Consider the following 16,283-nt stretch of genomic DNA (forward strand, 5'->3'; position numbering starts at 1 on the left):
CGACCTGCGGTCAGGCGCGTGCGGTCGCGCGCTGCACCTCGCCGGAGAGGACGACCGTCCGAGCCGGCTGCACGTCTCCCCTGATCCGTTCGAGCAGCATCCGCGCCGCCGTCACGCCCATGTGCCGCGCCGGCAACCGCACGACGGTCACAGCGGAGGGAGACAGCGTCGTGAAGGGCAGCGATCCGATCACCGCGACACCGAGTTCCGGAGGGGTGAGGCCGCGCTCCGTGAGGACCTGGATCGCGCCGACGCCGATGAGGTTGTTCCCGGCGACCACCGCGTCCGGCGGCTCCGGCAGCGCGAGGAGTTCCTCCATGGCCGCACGCCCGCCGTCGACGCGGAACGTCGCGAAGCGCTGCAGCGAGGACAGCTCGTGATGGGGATCCATCCCCGAGAGGGCTCCCCGCCAACCTTCCGCCCGCTCGGCCGCGGTGTCGATGTGCGCGGGCCCCCCGATGTACGCGATGCGGCGATACCCGGCGTCGAGCAGGCTCTGCGTCGCTGCGGCTCCCGCCTCCCGGTTGGCCATCACCACGCCGTCGATGTCGGCGGCCGTGCGACGGTCCACGGCGACCACGGGCCGCCCCGTCGCCCGCACCGGCGCGAGATCCGAGTGCTCATCCGCCGTCGCGATGATCACCCCCGACATGTTCTCGGCGATCGCGATCCGGAGGTACGTCGCCTCCTTCTCGACCTGGGCGTCGGAGTTGCAGAGTACGACGGAGTACCCCGCCTCGGACGCCGCGTCCTCCACCCCACGCGCCATCTCGGTGAAGTACGGGTTCTCGATGTCCGGGATCACCAGGGCTATGACCTCGGAGCTCTGGGTCCGCAGCGTGCGCGCCGTCCGGTTCGGCGTGAATCGGAGCTCCTCCGCCGCCGCCCGCACGGCCGCCGCCTTCTCCTCCGATACGCTCGTGCCGTTGAAGACGCGTGAGACCGTGGCCGGCGAGACGCCGGCCCGCCGCGCGACGTCGTAGATCGTGGCCATGGGCACCCACTGTAACCGGTTTCAGCCCTCAGACCTCCGCGAGGAATCGATCGAGAGTCACCCCGAGAGCATCCAGCCGGGCCCGACCCGCGTCCGAGAGCGGTCGGAACGGACGACGGCAGTCGCCCAGTGCTCCCGCGCCGCCCGCATTGCGTCCGGAGAGGTACTTCGCCGCGGGGAAGACGTCGATCGCCACGAGCTCGGTGATGACGTGGTTGATCCGGCTCTGCACCCGCTGCGCTCCGGCCAGGTCACCGGCATCGAGGAGGCGCCGCGCCGCCTGGAAGAGCTCGACCTGCAGCCCGACGGTCGTGCCGATGGTCCCGCGGGCGCCGGCGGCGAGCGCGGGCACGAACACCTCGTCGAAGCCGTTGATGTAGGCCTTGTCGGGGAAGGCCGTCTTCATGCGCTCCAGGGCGTACATGTTGTGCGCGGTCTGCTTGAGTCCGATCACCCGATCGTCGTCCAGGAGCTCGCCGGCTGTCTCGACCGTGAACTCCGTCCCGGTGAACTGCGGGATGTTGTAGACGATGAGGGGCAGATCCACGGCGTCCAGCACCGCACGGTAATGGTCGAGGACGGCCTCGATGCCGAACGAGTAGTAGATCGGCGGGATCATCGAGAGTGCGGATGCGCCGGCCTGCTGAGCCCGTCGCGCGAGCTCGATGGCCTCCCTCGTGGACAGCGCGCCGACGTGGGCGACGACGGGTATCCGCCCTTCCGCGGCGCTCACCGCGGTCTCCACCACCGCGGTCCGCTCGTCCGCCGACAGGAGGAGGCCCTCCCCCGACGACCCGCAGCAGTAGATCCCCTCGACCCCGCGCGCCACGTAGTCCCCGATGAGCGTCGAGAGCAGCCCGGTGTCGACCGCCCCCTCCGCGTCGTAGGGCGTGGCGATCGCCGCCATCAACACCCCGAGGTCCGCCGCGGTGGTCACCATGCCGTCCACCCCCCGTCCACGACGAGGTTCGCTCCGGTCATGTAGCGCGAGGCATCGGAGAGCAGGAAGACCGCGGCACCGTTGAAGTCGGTCGCCTCCGCCATCCGCCCGATCGGGATGCGCGCCGTGTAGTTCTGCCGGAACGTCGCGTCCTGCGTGTCTCGGCCGACGCCGGACGGAGTGAGGGTGTTGACCCGGATCCCCTGCCGCCCCCAGTACGTCGCGCAGTAGCGTGTGAGGTTGTAGAGCCCCGACTTCGCCGCCGAGTACGCCACCGGCTTCACGAACGGCACCCCGGTCTGTTCCTCCTTGTAGGCGTAGATGTCCTGCACCGGGGACACCATCCCGTAGATCGAGCCGACGTTGATGATCGAGCCCGGCTTCCCGACGGCGCGCATCCGGGCACCGGCCGCCTGCGTCACGAGGAAGGTGCCGACGAGGTTCACGTCGACCACCTCCCGGAACACGTCGAGGGGGAAGTCCTCGAACGGGCCGGAGACCTCGGGCGGCGCGCTCGGCTGGGTGTCCAGTCCCGCGTTGTTGATCACGCCGTCCGGCGCCGCACCCCACGCCTCGACGATCGCATCGAGGCCGGCCTCGACGCTGTCCTTCGAGACGATGTCCACGGAGACGCCGAGGAGGCGCGGGCCGTCGGCGATCTCGGGGAACGTCTCCTGCAGGCGCGCGGCGTCGACGGTGCGCGATGCCACGGCCACCCGGGCACCGCGCCCGTGCAGCTCGCGGACGAAGGCCGAGCCGATCTGGCCGAGGCCGCCGGTGACGAGGATGATGCGGTCGGTGAGGTCGAAGATGTCCGTCATGTCGTTCGTCTCCCTCAGCTCACTGCGTGCCGCGCGAGGTTCTCGCGGTCGTACTCCAGGCCGTTCCCCGGCGCTCCGGTCGGCACGAAGAACCCGTTCTGCGGCCGCTGCGGCACGATGACGCCGAGATCGCTGAGCGTGCCGCCGTCCGTCATCTCGCCGAACAGGGCGTTGGGCACCGCGCAGAGCACGTTGGCCGTGAGCTCCATCACGAAGTGCGGCGTCATGGGGGCGTTGTACGCCCGGCCCAGGGCGGCGATGTCCATGTAGGGCGTGATGCCGCCGACACGACCGACGTCGGCCTGGATGAAGTCGCACGCGTCGGCGAGGAGGTACTGGTTGAACTGCTGGAGCGTGTAGACGTTCTCGCCCAGGCCGATCGGGATCGGAGAGCGCGCCCGGAGGCGGGCGTGCGAGGCGACGTCGTCCACGCGCAGCGGCTCCTCGACCCAGTACAGGTTGAGGTCGCGGAACCGGGTGACCGCCCGGACCGCCTCTCCGTAGGTCCATCCCTGGTTGGCGTCGACCATGAGCGGGTACTCGCCGACGGCCTCGCGGATCTTGGTGAGCCGGTAGACGTCCTCCTCGAGGTCCGGCTTGCCGACCTTGACCTTCCCGGCGGCGTACCCGTCGGCCTTCCACTCCTTGACCTGCTCGACGACCTCCTCGGCGGACAGGTTGAGGTTGATGCCGCTGCCGTACAGCGCGACCCGGTCGCGCACCTGCCCGAGGAGCTTCGCGAGAGGCTGCTGGTAGTGCAGCCCCAGCAGATCCCACAGCGCCACGTCGATCGCGGCGAGCGCGAGCGTGGTGGTCCCGCCGGGGCCGTTGTCGCGGAGATGCTGCCAGGAGTGCTGCCAGACGGCTCGCGGATTGACCTCACGGCCGATGAGCGTGGGGATGAGCTCGCGCAGCGCCGCCATCATCATCTGGCCGCCGACGCCGGAGGTGTGGCTGAACCCGGTGCCGACCAGGCCGGTGTCGGTGGTGATGTCGGCGAGGATGATCTCGATGTGGGTCACCCGATGGATCTGGTCCCCCCACGGCCCCTTGGGGAGGGGGATGCGGGAGAGCTGGAGGTCGATCGATTCGATTTTCATGCGTGGTCCTTCCGGGACGACGAGGAGGGGTCGGAGGGGGCGTCAGCCCTTGACGGCGCCGGCGGCGAGTCCGGCGACGAGGCGCTTCTGCACGAGGAGGAAGCCGACGACGACGGGGAGCACCGAGAGCACGCCGCCCGCGGTGAGCAGATCCCACCGGATCTGGTACTCGCCGATGAACAGGTGCAGGCCGACCGGCAGGGTGCGGGTCGCCGTCTGCGAGGTGAACGTGAGGGCGTAGAGGAACTCGTTCCAGGTGAGGATGAACGCGTAGGTTCCCGCCGCCACCATCCCCGGCCGCAGCAGGGGCAGTAGCAGGATGCGGATGATCTGCCAGGACGAGGCCCCGTCGATCTGGCCGGCCTCCTCGATCTCGCGCGGGATCGAGTCCGCGAAGCCCTTGAGCAGCCAGGTGGCGAACGGCGTGGCGAACGCGGCGTGGACCAGTGCGAGGCCCAGCGTCGTGTCCATCAGCCCCATCCCGCGGAGCTGCCCCTGCAGCGAGATCACGAGCAGCACGGCGGGGAACATCTGTGCGAGCAGCAGCCCGATCATGACGGCCCCGCGGCCGCGGAAGTCGAACCGCGACATCGCGATCGCGGCGCCGGTGGAGACGACGAGGGTCACCGGGACCGCGATCGCGGCGACGGTGAGGCTGTTCCGCAGATAGGTCAGGAACGGCGTGGTCGACAGCAGCTCGGCGTAGGAGGCGGTCGTGAACTCCGAGGGGATGAGGTTCGCTCCGGCGCCGGCGAGTTGATCCCGGGGCGTGAGCGACGTCAGCAGCATGACGATGTACGGCCCGAGCACCATCGCGAGGACGCCGAGGAGGGCGATCGCGAAGCCGGTCCTTCCCGCGAAGCGGCCGAAGCGGACGGGGACGGTCGTCGTACTCATCGCGTGGTGTCCTTCCGGGTGAGGCGCACGTAGAGCGCGATGAAGACGGCGAGGAACAGGGCCTGGATGACGGCGTACGCCGCGCCGGCACCGAAGTCGCTGGCCTTGTAGGTCGTCAGATACGACTCGAGCGCCAGGGTCGTCGAGGACGTGCCCGGCCCGCCGCCGGTGAGGATGAAGATGAGGTCGACGTAGTTCGAGGTCCAGATCAGGCGCAGGAGCGTCGTGATGAGGATCGTCGGGAGGATGGCGGGCAGCACGACGTGACGGAACACGCCGACCGGCCCGCATCCGTCGATCTGCGCGGACTCCTTGAGCTCGCCGGACACGCTCTGCAGCGCCGCGAGGATCATGATCGCGAAGAGCGGGATGCCCTGCCAGACGTCGATCATCACGAGGGTCGGCAGCGCGGTGCTGTTCTGCGACAGGAACTCGATCGGGGCGTCAATGACCCCGGCGTTCAGCAGCCACTGATTGAGGACGCCGTTGTTCGGATCGAGGATCCACTTCCACATCAGCGCGACCAGGACGCTGGGCGTCGCCCACGGGATCATGATCAGCCCGCGGTACACGCCCCGCAGCGGGAAGCGGTTGTTCAGCATGAGCGCGAGCGACAGCCCGCCGATCAGCTGGAGGGAGACGGCGCCGAACGTCCAGATGGCCGTGCGGCCGAGCGTGGGCAGGAACTCCGCCGTGCCGATGACACTGGCGAAGTTCTGGAACCCGACGAACTCGAGCACGCCGGTGAAGACGCTCACGTCGTTGAACGAGAACCAGATCGAGCGGACGAGCGGATACCCGGCGAAGACCGCGACCAGCGCGATCGCCGGCGCGAGCAGGACGAGCGGGGCGACCGACCCGCGGCGAGCGCGCTGCCGGGGCCGGGTCACCGGCCGGCGCGGGGCCGGCCGGCCGGTGACGACCGCTTCCGTGAGAGTGGAGCTTGCCATGTCGGTCCTCAGCGCAGCACGTCGGACATCTTCGTCAGCACGTCCTGGCTGCTGATCTCACCCTGGAACGCCTGCTGGATGAGCGGGTTCCACTCCTTGGCGGCGAGCTCCGCCACCCCCTCCAGCGCCGGCCAGGTCTTGGCGGTGGGGATCGCGTCGACCGCGACCGCGAGCTGCGGGTCGGACGAGTACGCCTCGGTGTCGATCACCGACTCGAGCACGGGCAGCTGGCCCTGCGGCGAGGTGGAGATCTTCTCCATCTGCGCCTCCTCGCTCAGCCAGGAGATCCAGGTCCACGCGGCGTCCTTCTTGTCGGAGCCCTCGAGGATGACGTTGCCGCTCATGCTGCCGAGTGTCGCGCCCGGCTTCCCGTCCTCCGTGGGGATCGGGACGACGCCGAGCTTGTCGCCGAAGACGCCCTGCAGCTCCTTCAGGGAACCCGGGTGGTGGATCATCATGCCGGTGAGACCCTCGACGAAGTTCGTCTTGACGTCGGCGAAGGCGGCCGTGATCGATCCGGGGGGCGCGGCCTGCAGGTCGGTGACGATGCTGAGGTAGTCCTCGTTCACCGCGACGCCCTTCGCGTCGTCCAGGACGACCTCGCCGGAGTCGTCGACGACCGACGCGCCGCCGGCGTACATCCATGCGAGCCACTGGTCCTGTCCGCCCGCACCGCCGCGAACGTCGATGCCGTACCGGCCGTCGCCGGTGAGGGCCGCCGCCGCGTCGAGGAGGTCCTGCTGGGTGCGCGGCGCCTCGAGCCCGAGCTCCTCGAAGTAGTCCACGCGGTAGTAGAGGTAGAGCGTCGTGTACTGGTGCGGCAGCATGTAGACGGCGTCCTCGCCGGGCAGCTGCCCCGTCGCCCAGAGCGAGTCGACGACGTCGTCCGAGGCGTCCCAGCCATCGACGTACGGGGTGAGGTCGGCGATGGCGCCCTGCGGCGCGAACTGCCCGAGCCACCAGTCCTTGCTGCGGGCGGCATCCGGTCCGGTGCCGTTCATCGCAGAGGACACGAGCTGGTTCTGGTACTGGTCGAGGGGGATCGTCTCCAGCACGACCTCCACCTCGTCCTGCGCGTCGTTGAACTCGTCCGCGAGCTCCGTCCAGGTGGGGTCGGTCGCGTCGTCCTGCCAGAGCCAGTAGGTGATCTCGACGGGACCGTCGCCCTCGCCCGTCGGGGCGCCTCCGGCGCAGCCGGCGGTGAGGGCGACCACGCCGAGGACGGCCAATCCGGGGAGGAATCGGGTGGATCTCATGATGCGTACTCCTTCGTCGATCAGATGAGGGTTGTGCGAAATCGATTTCAAAACGGGTGCGGCAGAACGCGCCGGTGCGGGGAGGGGTCAGACCGGCAGCGCGGCCGTGGTGCCGAAGTCGATATCCGGGTAGCGGTTGCGGACGCCGTAGAAGTGGGCGTCGAGCTCGTGGACGGCTCGGCGAGTGTCGCCGGCCTCGATCGCGTCGATGATGCGACCGTGCATCGCGGCGATGGCCGGGTCCTCCTCCACGGGCTCCTCCCGTCGCGCGGCCGCGAAGACGACCCAGAAGGATTGCAGGAACTGGTCCACGAACGCATTGCGCATCGGCGCGAGCAGCCCGCGGTGGAACTGTTGGTCGAGCTCCGCGAAGCTCTCGTTGCGCAGGGCTCGCTCCACCATCTCCTCCGAGAGCAGACGCAGGCGGGTCAGGTCGCTCGGCTGCAGGCGCGGGATGACCAGGGGAAGCAGCGAAGTCTCCAGCGCGTGACGCACTTCCAGGAGCTCGCGGGTGGCGGCCTCCGGGTCGTCGACGAAGCCGATCCAGCGGGTGGCGAGATCGGCGGCACGGAACCCGCGCCACACGCGGCGCGCGCCCTGCCGAGAGGCCACGATGCCGAACGCTTCGAGCACGCTGAGGGCCTCGCGGATGCGCTGCCGTCCCACCTCCAGCACGGCGCCGAGTTCGGCCTCGGTGGGCAGCGGGTCGCCGATCTCCAGCCCGGAGCGCTGCAGGTGCTGAGCCAGACGTCGAGCGAGCGCGTCTGACAAGTCGGACCCGGTGATCTCGATCTTGTCTGACATGTCCCGTTCGCTCCTTCGCGACATCGGCAGAATTTCCGCTCCTGAGCCTAGACACTTTCCCTGGGTGTCGTCAAGTAGGCTCCTGACTGCGCTCACTTGTCGGACAAGTAAAAGCGAGCCCATGCAGAAATGCCGCGACCCGAAGGCCGCGGCATCCCGCCCGTGTAGGTCCCGGAGTCGTGTCAGCGGTGCGTGGCCACCACCTGTGCGACGGCGGCCCGCTCGTCGGCGGAGGGTTCGGAGATGGCCATGCGGCAATGAGTGTCCACGACGTCGAGCACGCGGTACGCCTCCTTCATGCGCCCCATGTCGCCGCCGATGAGCGCGACGACGTCGTCGACTGCTGCCTGTGCCGCCGCGATGGCCTCGGCATCTCCGGAGCGTCCGGCATCGGCGAGGGCGCGGAAGGGCTTCGGCGTCACGGAGGAGACGCCCGAGACGACACCCTGCGCCCCCGCCCCGACGGCCGCGATGAGGTCGCGGTCGGCGCCGGTGTAGAGCTCGAAGCCCGTCGGCACGGCCGCACGATAGGCCGCGATGTCGTCGAGCGACAGCTCGCTCACCTTCGCTCCCACCACGTTCGGAAGCGCGGCGATGCGCACGAGCAGCTCCGGCGAGACCGGGTTCCCGCTACGCGCGGGGTAGATGTAGACGTACAGGCGCCCGTCGCCCACCGCCGCCGAGACGGCACGGTAGTAGTCGAGGATCGCATCGTCCGTGGCACGCAGGTAATAGGGGGTGAGGGCCGCGAACTCCGTGGCCCCGAGCTCCTTCGCGATGCCGACCAGACGCACGGCCTCGAACGTGCTCGGCTGCCCGACGTGCACGATGACGCGCATCCGGCCGGCCAGCTCCTCCAGCGCGGCGGCCACGAGCGCCCGGAACTCGTCCGCGTCCACAGCGGGGAACTCGCCCGTGGTGCCGAGGATGAAGGCGCCCTCGTTCCCCGAGTCGGCCACGAATCGGAAGATCGCGCGCGACCCCTCGAGGTCGAGGGTCCCGTCGCGGTGGAACGCGGTCGGGACGGCGGTCAGGATGTCGTAGCGGGTCACTTCTCGGTCTCCTCGGGGGTCGTGCTCTGGCGGTTCTTGCGGTCGGCGCGTCCCCGGCGCGCACCGGCGTGGACGTTGCGGACGGTGGAGGTGAGCAGGTCGGGCTGCGCCGCGAGCTCGTCGTGCGCCTTCTCGATCTGCACGATGCTGTCGGTGTGGAGGATCGAGTCCTCCAACGAGGCCCGCTCGGCGCGGGGCGTGCGGGCGGCGCGGATCGCGGGCATCACGATCGACAGCACCGCGAGCGCGAGCAGCACGAGGGCGATCGGGCTGACGACCTCGAAGATCGGCCGCGTCGGCAGGATCGCCAGCGTGCGGGCGAGGTTCTCCTCGGCGAGCGGACCGAGCAGCAGGCCGAGCACCACGGGTCCTGCCGGGACCTGCATGCGCTTGAGCAGCACGCCGATCACCCCGAAGACGAGCATCGTGACGACCGTCGACAGGCTGTTCGAGGTGGCGTAGGTGCCGATGATGCAGAAGATGAGGATGCCGCTCCACAGATACGGCTGCGGCACGTCGAGCAGCTTGACCATGCCCTTCATCCGCACGAGGCTCAGCGCGAGCGACAGGAGGGTCGCGACGAGCATGATGCCGACGATCGAGACGACGAGGTCGGGGCGGTTGGTGAACAGCGTGGGCCCGGGGGTGATGCCCCAGATGATCATCGAGCCGATCATGACCGCCATCACGGAGTCGCCGGGGATGCCGAGCGCCATCGTGGTGGTGAGCGAGCCGCCGAGCGTGGCGCTGGAGGCGGTGTCGGACGCGGCGACGCCCTCGATCGACCCCTTTCCGAACATCTCCGGGTGCTTCGACGCCTTCCGCGCCCGCTCCCAGCCGATGAGCCCGGCGATGTCGCCGCCGGCCGCGGGGATGAGGCCGACGCCGAGGCCGACCGCCCCGCCGACCGCGGTGGCCCGTCCGCTCTGCTTCAGCTCGGCGCGGTTCGGCCACCACCGGCCGAGGCTCGAGATCGGTCGGACGTGCGACTTCCGGTGCGTGAGGAGCTGATCGAACAGCTCGGCGATGCCGAAGAGACCGATGATGACGGCGATGAAGTTCACGCCCTCGACGAGTTCCAGCACGCCGAACGTGAAGCGCTGGTCGGCGGTGGCCGCGTAGGTGCCGACGCTGCCGAGCATCAGCCCGAAGAGACCGGCCAGGATGCCCTTGAGCATCGACTTCGACGAGATGCCGATCATGATCGCGATGCCGAAGACGACGAGCGCGAACAGCTCGGGCGACTTGAAGTAGTCCCGGGCGAAGCTGGCGATCGGCACGGCGGCGACCGAGAAGAGCACGAGCGAGGCGAGGATGCCGACGGCCGACACGATCGCGGAGATCGTCAGCGCCAGACCGGCCCTGCCCTGCTTCGCCATGGGATAGCCGTCGAGGGTGGTGGCGATGGAGGCGGGTGTCCCCGGGGTGTTGATGAGGATGGACGGCACCCGGTCGCCGAAGTTCGCCGCGACGTAGATCGTCAGGAGCACCGCGAGGCCCTGCACGGGCTCCAGGGTCATGGTGAAGCCGGCGGCGAGTGCGACGGCCATGGTCGCGGTGATGCCGGGGAAGGCGCCGACCATGAAGCCGAGCACGAGGCCGACTGCCATGTACAGCAGGATCGAGATGTCGAGGAGCGAGTTCAGCCCCTCCAGGAGCGCGTTCACAGGGGGATCCTCAGGAGCATGCCGAAGACGACGTAGACGAATGCCGTGACGGCGGCGGAGTAGATGACGAGGCTCAGCCAGCGGCGGTGGCCGTAGAGGAGCATCAGTGCGGCCATGAGCAGGGCACAGGCGATCGGGAAGACCTCGATCCGGTAGCCGAAGAGGATGACCGAGCCGAGGGACCACAGCGCGATGAAGGCGCCGGCGATCGCGATCGTCGCGATCACCCGGAGGACGCCGCCCGGCTGGATGCGCTCGAGATCCTCACGCGTGGGTGCCGGTCGCGTGATCGCCACGGCGAGCAGGGCGATCGCGATCACGACGCCGGTCACGCCGATGACGAGCGGCCAGAAGCGGGCGTCGATCTGTCCGGGGGCGGCCTCGCGGCGCAGCGGGATCTGCGTGGCGAGGAAGAGGTAGCCGGCGGTGATCGCGAGGGCGACGGCGGCGAACGCGATCTCGAGGGGACGGGAGGCGGTCGCTCCCTCGTAGCCGCCCGGCGCGACCGGCTCGGCCGCGGTGTCGGGGCTGGTCATGGTGCTCCTTCGTCGGAGGACCCGGTGGGGTCGGCGCGTGCCGACCCCACCGGAGGTGTTCAGCCCAGGAGGTCCTGGAACAGGGCGAACTGGTCGTCGACGAACCCGGTCCACTCCTCGGAGTCGCGGTAGACCACGAGGTTGCCGGCGTCGGCCTGGAACTTCTGGTAGCTCTCGGACTCCACGGCCTCCTTGACGGCGGCTTCGAGGGCGTCGTGCACGTCGTCCGGCAGTCCGGCCGGTGCGTAGATGCCGCCCCAGCCGCCGAAGACGACCTCTTCGCCGATGGCCTCCTCGACCGTCTCGACATCCTCCGCGTCGGGGTGACGCTCGTCGTTCATGACCGCGAGGATGCGGACGGCCTCGCCCTGCGCGAGCGCCTCGCCGAGTCCGGAGACGGCGGCGACGGTCTCACCGGACGCGGCGGCCGCGACAGCCGTGGCGCCGCCGTCGTAGGGGACGGGGGTGAAGTCGGCGTCGGTCGCCTGGCCGAGGCCGAGGGTGGCGGCCTCCCAGATCGAGCCGGCACCGGAGTTCGCGACCGTGACCGCGCCGGACTTCGCCTGCGTCACGAGGTCGTCGAGGGTCTCGATGCCGCTGTTGGCACCCACCGTGATGACGCCGGGAGCGAGCATGATCTGGCCGAGCAGGTCGAAGTCGTCGGGCAGCACGTCGGCGCTCTGGGTCGTGTTGAGCATCGCGATCTCGACGGGCGCGAAGCCGATGACGTAGCCGTCGGGATCCTGCGAGCCGACGTACTCCATCGCGAGCGCTCCCGCGGCACCGGGCATGTTCTCCGGGATCACGCTGATACCGAGGATCTTCTCGAGCTCGGTGGCGAGCGCGCGGGACGACAGGTCGGAGCCGCCGCCGGGATTGGCCTGGATGATCAGCCGGATGTCGTCCTCGGGATAGGTCGAGGCGGCCCCCTCGCTCTCGTCGACCTTCGTGCAGGCCGACAGCACCAGAGCGGTGGCGGCGAGGGCGGCGAAGGCAGCGGCCGCCCGAGTGATGCGCATGCGGGGCATCTTTGCTCCTCTACGTGGGTCGACCGTGTTGTCGACACCGCGAGGCTACCAGTGTTGACTGTTAACAGTCAACACTGCAGAGCGTCACCGCACCCGGCTCACGACCAGGAGGTGCGGGCTGAGCTCCCGGATTCCGGGAACGGTGCTCCCGGCTCGCGCCAGCAGGAGAGCCGCCTGTGTGAGCGCCGTCTCCTCCGCAGGCATCTCCTCCAGCAGCAGCCCGCCGGGCCCTTCGACGCCATGGACCTCCACAACGTCGAGTCCGGCGGCGGCGGCCTCCTCGGCGAGCGAATCCGCCGTGTGGAAGTGCCCGGCAGGGAAGCGACCTCGCGAGGAGGGCGCCCCGTGCTCCAGCAGTGCGCCGTGTTCATCGTCGAGGTGGAGGTCGGTCACGCCCAGCGCGAGCTGACCGAATCCGACGAATCGCGAGAGGCCTGCCGCGAACACCCAGCCGCCGGATCGCACCACCCGTGCGGCCTCGCCGAGCGCCTGGAGGCGGTCCGCGCGATCCGCCAGGTGGTACAGCGGACCGAGGAGAAGAGCGGCATCGAAGCTGTCCGCGGTGAACGGCAACGAGCGCGCGTCCCCTACACGAGCATCCACGCCCCGCTGCGCCGCGCTGTGGACGTGCCCGCGCACCGGGTCGACGAGGATGACCTGATGGCCACGGTCCAGGAGCGACCGCGCATGGACGCCCGCCCCGCCTCCGACATCGATGACGCGACCCTCGGGGAGGTGCGCGGCGATCAGCTCCTGGATGCGCTGGTGCTCCAGAGGTCCTTGCGCCGAGCGGGTCGTCAACCGCGCCGATTCGTCGAACTGGTCCTCGTAGTAGTCACGGATCCGCTCATCGAGCTCACGCTGGTCCATGGTCGACCTCCGATCGGTAGGCCTCCATCATCCACGCCGACCCGATCCGACGACGAGCGCCAGGCGGACATGGCCGCCTGGCGCTCTGCCCCTCCGGGGTCTAGCCGGCGGTGGCGTTCTCGTACGCCCGCATCGCCGCCTCCTGCGCCTCCTTCAGCGCGTCCTCGGGAGACTTGTCCCCGAGCAGCGCTGCGGTGATCGCGTTGTTGAGTTCGTTCTGGATCTCCTGGCCCGCGGGCGAGGAACCGAAGGACTGTCCGTAGTCCACCACGTCGTAGTAGGTCGAGATGACCTGGTCGAAGCCGGCGTTGCCGCTGTCCGTCACGAAGGTCTCACGGATCGACTGATCGGCGGACGGCGATCCGGTGAAGAGCCCGGTGTTGATACCGCCGTCGGTCTTCAGCGTCTCGGCACGGGCCTCGCCCGCCGCGTTCCAGGCGTCGTCCGAGGTGAGGTTCACCATCCAGGCGCACGCCGCCGCGGGGTTCTCCGCCCCGGCCGGGATCACGAACGCGGTGCCGGACGCGACCGAGAACGGCTCCCCGTCGGCATTCCGGAACGGCACAGCCTCGAGGTCGATCTGGTCGGCGTAGGGGCTCAGCACGTTCGGATACCACTGCGCGTTCACCTGCGCGCCGACCTGCTGGGCGACGAACTGGTTCTGGTCGCCGAAGGCGTCGAACGAGTCGGTGAAGCTCTTGACGGCCGCGAAGCCGCCCTGCGCGTCGGTGATCTGCTTCAGCATCTCGATGCCGGCCACGTTGCTGGGGTCGTCCAGGGTGGGCGCGCCCTTCTCATCGTTGAGCTGGCCGCCCATGCCGAGGATCCACAGCCCGGCCTGGCCCGTCGCGACCGGGTCGAACCCGAGCCGCGTGGGCACACCCCCGGACTCCTGGTACATCTTCTCGATCGCGCCGAGCAGCACGTCGGGCTTGGAGGTGTCGATCTCGTCCGCCGTCACCCCCGCCTCGTCGAGCACGGCCTTGTTCAGCAGGATCGCCGGCGGCTGGTAGAACTGCGGCACCGCCCACACGGCATCGTCGTAGGTGACGTCGTCGACGACGAAGGGGTACCAGTGATCCCGCGGCGAGACGTCCTGGGCGGCGAAGCACTCGTCGAGCGGCATGATGAGGTCCTGCGCGGCATACGTGGTCACGTACCGGCGGTCCATCTGCACGACGTCGGGCACGTCGCCGCTCGCGATCCGCGTGGTGAACTTCTGCGCGTCGAAGGCCGTCGCGTCGAGGTCGACCTCGACGTCCTTCAACTGCTCGGCGGCGTAGTCCATGCGCGAGGTGCCGACGTCGTCGGCGTTCTCGAAGCCCCACGCTTTGAGCGTGCCGCTCGGCTCCGCGCCGAAGTCGGCGTCGGCCGCCTGGTCGTCTCCCCCTCCCCCGCCGCACCCGGCGAGGACGAGGACGGATGCCGCGGCGACCGCGGTGATTCCCAGCATGCGTGTGCGCATGACTGCTCCTTTCGATCTGTGGTTCGTCATCCCTTGCGCCCCTGGGTGGCGACGCCCTCGATGAAGGCACGCTGCCCGAAGGCGAAGAGGATGAGCATGGGGAGGGTCACCAGGAGGGAGGCGACCATGACGTACTGGTAATCACCGTGACCGCCCGCCGTGGGGCTGTACTTGGTCATCGCGTAGGCGATGCCGAGCGGCGCGGTGAACTCGTCCACCGACCCGGCGTTGAGGTAGATGAGGGCGGCCTGCAGGTTGTTCCAGCTCGCCTGGAACTCGAACAGGAACACGATGACGAACGACGGTATCGACAGCGGCATCGCGATCCGCCAGAAGAGGCCCCAGGCGCTGGCCCCGTCGAGCCGCGCCGCCTCGAACAGCTCCCGAGGAAGGCCGAGGAAGAACTGCCGCTGCAGGAAGATGTAGAAGGCCGAGCCGAACAGGTTCATGCCCCACAGCGGCACCCAGGTGCCGAGGAGTCCGGTCTCCTTCCAGATGAGGTAGATCGGGATCATCGTCACCGCGCCGGGGAGCATCATCGTCGCGAGCACGAGGCCGAACAGCAGCCCGCGCCCCGGGAAGCGGAAGTAGGCGAAGCCGAACGCCACGATCGAGCTGGAGATCGCCACGGCACCGGCGGCGAGCAGCGCGATGGCGATGCTGTTGCCCATCCAGTTCAGCAGCGGGAGCTGATTCCACACCTCGACGTAGTTCTCCGGCACGAACGTCTTCGGGATGAGGGCGTTGTCGAACACCTCCCCCCGCGGCTTGAAGCTGGCAGCGATGAGCCACGCGAAGGGGTACAGGAACAGCAGCGCGAACAGCACGAGGATGATGTTCAGCACGATCCGGGCGACGAGGCTCTTCGGCTGTCGCAGGCGCCGTCGCCAGCGCGACCGGGCCGGGGCGGGAGCCGCGACGGCCTCCGGGAGGTCGTCCCCGGTGGCCTCGACGGGGACCTGACGCAGGGTCTGGGACATCAGCGGTCTCCCTCGTAGTAGACGAAGCGGTTGCCGACCTTCACCTGGATGAGCGTGATGATCATGATGATGACGAAGAGCAGCCACGCCATCGCCGCCGCGAAGCCGAAGTTGAACTGCCGGAAGGCCTGTTGGAACAGGTAGATCGCGTAGAAGAGCGACGCCTCAGGAGACGAGTTGCTCTGATCCCGCCAGAACAGCAGATACGCCTGATCGAAGATCTGGAAGGCGGCGATCGAGAGCACGATGACGTTGAAGAACATGGCCCCCGAGATCATCGGCAGGGTGATCGAGAAGAACTTCCTGATCGGTCCCGCCCCGTCGAGCGAGGCCACCTCGTACAGCTCGACCGGCACGTTCTTGAGGGCCGCCAGGAAGATCACCATGGTTCCCGCGACGGTCCACAGCGTCATGATCACGATGCTCGGCTTGACCCACGCGGGGTCGACGAGCCACTGGGGCCCCTGGATGCCGAACAGTCGGAGGAACTGGTTGATCGCTCCGGAGTTGCCGTTCAGGAGGAGGAAGAACACGGCGGCCGTGGCGACGGCCGGGGTCATCTTCGGCAGGTAGTAGAGCACGCGGAAGAATCCCGCACCTCGCCCGACCCGGTTGAGCAGCAGCGCGAGGACGAGCGCGAACACGATCTCCAGCGGCACCGCCATCACCACGTAGAACAGCGTGTTGGCGAGCGAGACGCCCACCCGCGGGTCCTCGAAGAGGTTGGCGTAGTTGTCGATGCCGACCGGGCGCGCGCTGTTCGTGGCGAGGTTGTAGCTGCTGAACGAGATGTACAGGCTGTAGACCATCGCGCCGGCCGTGAAGATGAGGAATCCGATGAGCCATGGCGAGATGAAGAGATAGCCGGCGAGGGCTTCTCGGCGGTTGTACCGGTCCCGCTGGCGGGTCTTGAGCGGCATCCA

The 16,283-nt window shown here is 69.1% G+C and carries 16 protein-coding genes; all 16 read right to left on the minus strand.

Translation table 11 applies throughout. The features are described 5' to 3' along the window. Positions 1-10: 10 nt before the first annotated feature. A complete protein-coding gene (locus AC3B5L_RS16135; protein WP_490095986.1) occupies positions 11-994 on the minus strand; it encodes a LacI family DNA-binding transcriptional regulator in 984 nt (327 codons plus the stop codon). 28 nt (positions 995-1,022) lie between these two features. Next, positions 1,023-1,934 carry a dihydrodipicolinate synthase family protein gene (locus AC3B5L_RS16140; RefSeq protein WP_268776956.1) on the minus strand — a complete coding sequence of 304 codons (912 nt, stop codon included), beginning with the start codon at positions 1,932-1,934 and terminating at the stop codon, positions 1,023-1,025. Further along, positions 1,928-2,755: an SDR family oxidoreductase gene (locus AC3B5L_RS16145; protein WP_268776955.1), complete on the minus strand. Its 828-nt coding sequence runs from the start codon at positions 2,753-2,755 to the stop codon at positions 1,928-1,930. Before AC3B5L_RS16145 ends, AC3B5L_RS16140 begins: the two co-directional genes overlap by 7 nt. A gap of 14 nt (positions 2,756-2,769) precedes the next feature. Beyond that, positions 2,770-3,855 (minus strand): mandelate racemase/muconate lactonizing enzyme family protein, encoded by a 1,086-nt coding sequence (locus AC3B5L_RS16150; RefSeq protein WP_268776954.1) that lies wholly within the window; start codon positions 3,853-3,855, stop codon positions 2,770-2,772. A gap of 42 nt (positions 3,856-3,897) precedes the next feature. Then, positions 3,898-4,752, minus strand: a complete 855-nt coding sequence (locus tag AC3B5L_RS16155) for a carbohydrate ABC transporter permease (protein WP_187662635.1) — start codon at positions 4,750-4,752, stop codon at positions 3,898-3,900. Further along, positions 4,749-5,702, minus strand: coding sequence for a carbohydrate ABC transporter permease (locus AC3B5L_RS16160; protein WP_187662636.1), 954 nt, complete (start codon positions 5,700-5,702; stop codon positions 4,749-4,751). Before AC3B5L_RS16160 ends, AC3B5L_RS16155 begins: the two co-directional genes overlap by 4 nt. An 8-nt stretch (positions 5,703-5,710) precedes the next feature. After that, positions 5,711-6,958 (minus strand): ABC transporter substrate-binding protein, encoded by a 1,248-nt coding sequence (locus AC3B5L_RS16165; protein ID WP_268776953.1) that lies wholly within the window; start codon positions 6,956-6,958, stop codon positions 5,711-5,713. A gap of 87 nt (positions 6,959-7,045) precedes the next feature. Continuing rightward, positions 7,046-7,762, minus strand: coding sequence for a FadR/GntR family transcriptional regulator (locus AC3B5L_RS16170; protein WP_187662638.1), 717 nt, complete (start codon positions 7,760-7,762; stop codon positions 7,046-7,048). A 182-nt stretch (positions 7,763-7,944) separates the two neighbouring features. Continuing rightward, positions 7,945-8,814, minus strand: a complete 870-nt coding sequence (locus AC3B5L_RS16175; RefSeq protein WP_268776952.1) for a dihydrodipicolinate synthase family protein — start codon at positions 8,812-8,814, stop codon at positions 7,945-7,947. Further along, positions 8,811-10,481, minus strand: a complete 1,671-nt coding sequence (locus AC3B5L_RS16180; RefSeq protein ID WP_187662640.1) for a tripartite tricarboxylate transporter permease — start codon at positions 10,479-10,481, stop codon at positions 8,811-8,813. The genes AC3B5L_RS16175 and AC3B5L_RS16180 overlap by 4 nt, the downstream gene beginning before the upstream one ends. Further along, a complete protein-coding gene (locus tag AC3B5L_RS16185) occupies positions 10,478-11,017 on the minus strand; it encodes a tripartite tricarboxylate transporter TctB family protein (RefSeq protein ID WP_259953788.1) in 540 nt (179 codons plus the stop codon). Before AC3B5L_RS16185 ends, AC3B5L_RS16180 begins: the two co-directional genes overlap by 4 nt. A gap of 59 nt (positions 11,018-11,076) precedes the next feature. Further along, positions 11,077-12,036, minus strand: coding sequence for a tripartite tricarboxylate transporter substrate binding protein (locus AC3B5L_RS16190; RefSeq protein WP_259955108.1), 960 nt, complete (start codon positions 12,034-12,036; stop codon positions 11,077-11,079). A 93-nt stretch (positions 12,037-12,129) separates the two neighbouring features. Next, positions 12,130-12,915 carry a class I SAM-dependent methyltransferase gene (locus tag AC3B5L_RS16195; protein WP_259955107.1) on the minus strand — a complete coding sequence of 262 codons (786 nt, stop codon included), beginning with the start codon at positions 12,913-12,915 and terminating at the stop codon, positions 12,130-12,132. A 100-nt stretch (positions 12,916-13,015) separates the two neighbouring features. Continuing rightward, positions 13,016-14,380: an extracellular solute-binding protein gene (locus AC3B5L_RS16200; protein ID WP_144881801.1), complete on the minus strand. Its 1,365-nt coding sequence runs from the start codon at positions 14,378-14,380 to the stop codon at positions 13,016-13,018. A gap of 26 nt (positions 14,381-14,406) precedes the next feature. Then, positions 14,407-15,360 carry a carbohydrate ABC transporter permease gene (locus tag AC3B5L_RS16205; RefSeq protein WP_187662644.1) on the minus strand — a complete coding sequence of 318 codons (954 nt, stop codon included), beginning with the start codon at positions 15,358-15,360 and terminating at the stop codon, positions 14,407-14,409. Continuing rightward, positions 15,360-16,280 (minus strand): carbohydrate ABC transporter permease, encoded by a 921-nt coding sequence (locus AC3B5L_RS16210; RefSeq protein WP_187662645.1) that lies wholly within the window; start codon positions 16,278-16,280, stop codon positions 15,360-15,362. Before AC3B5L_RS16210 ends, AC3B5L_RS16205 begins: the two co-directional genes overlap by 1 nt. Positions 16,281-16,283 lie beyond the last annotated feature (3 nt).

Source organism: Microbacterium sp. C-MGS6 (assembly GCF_058140415.1).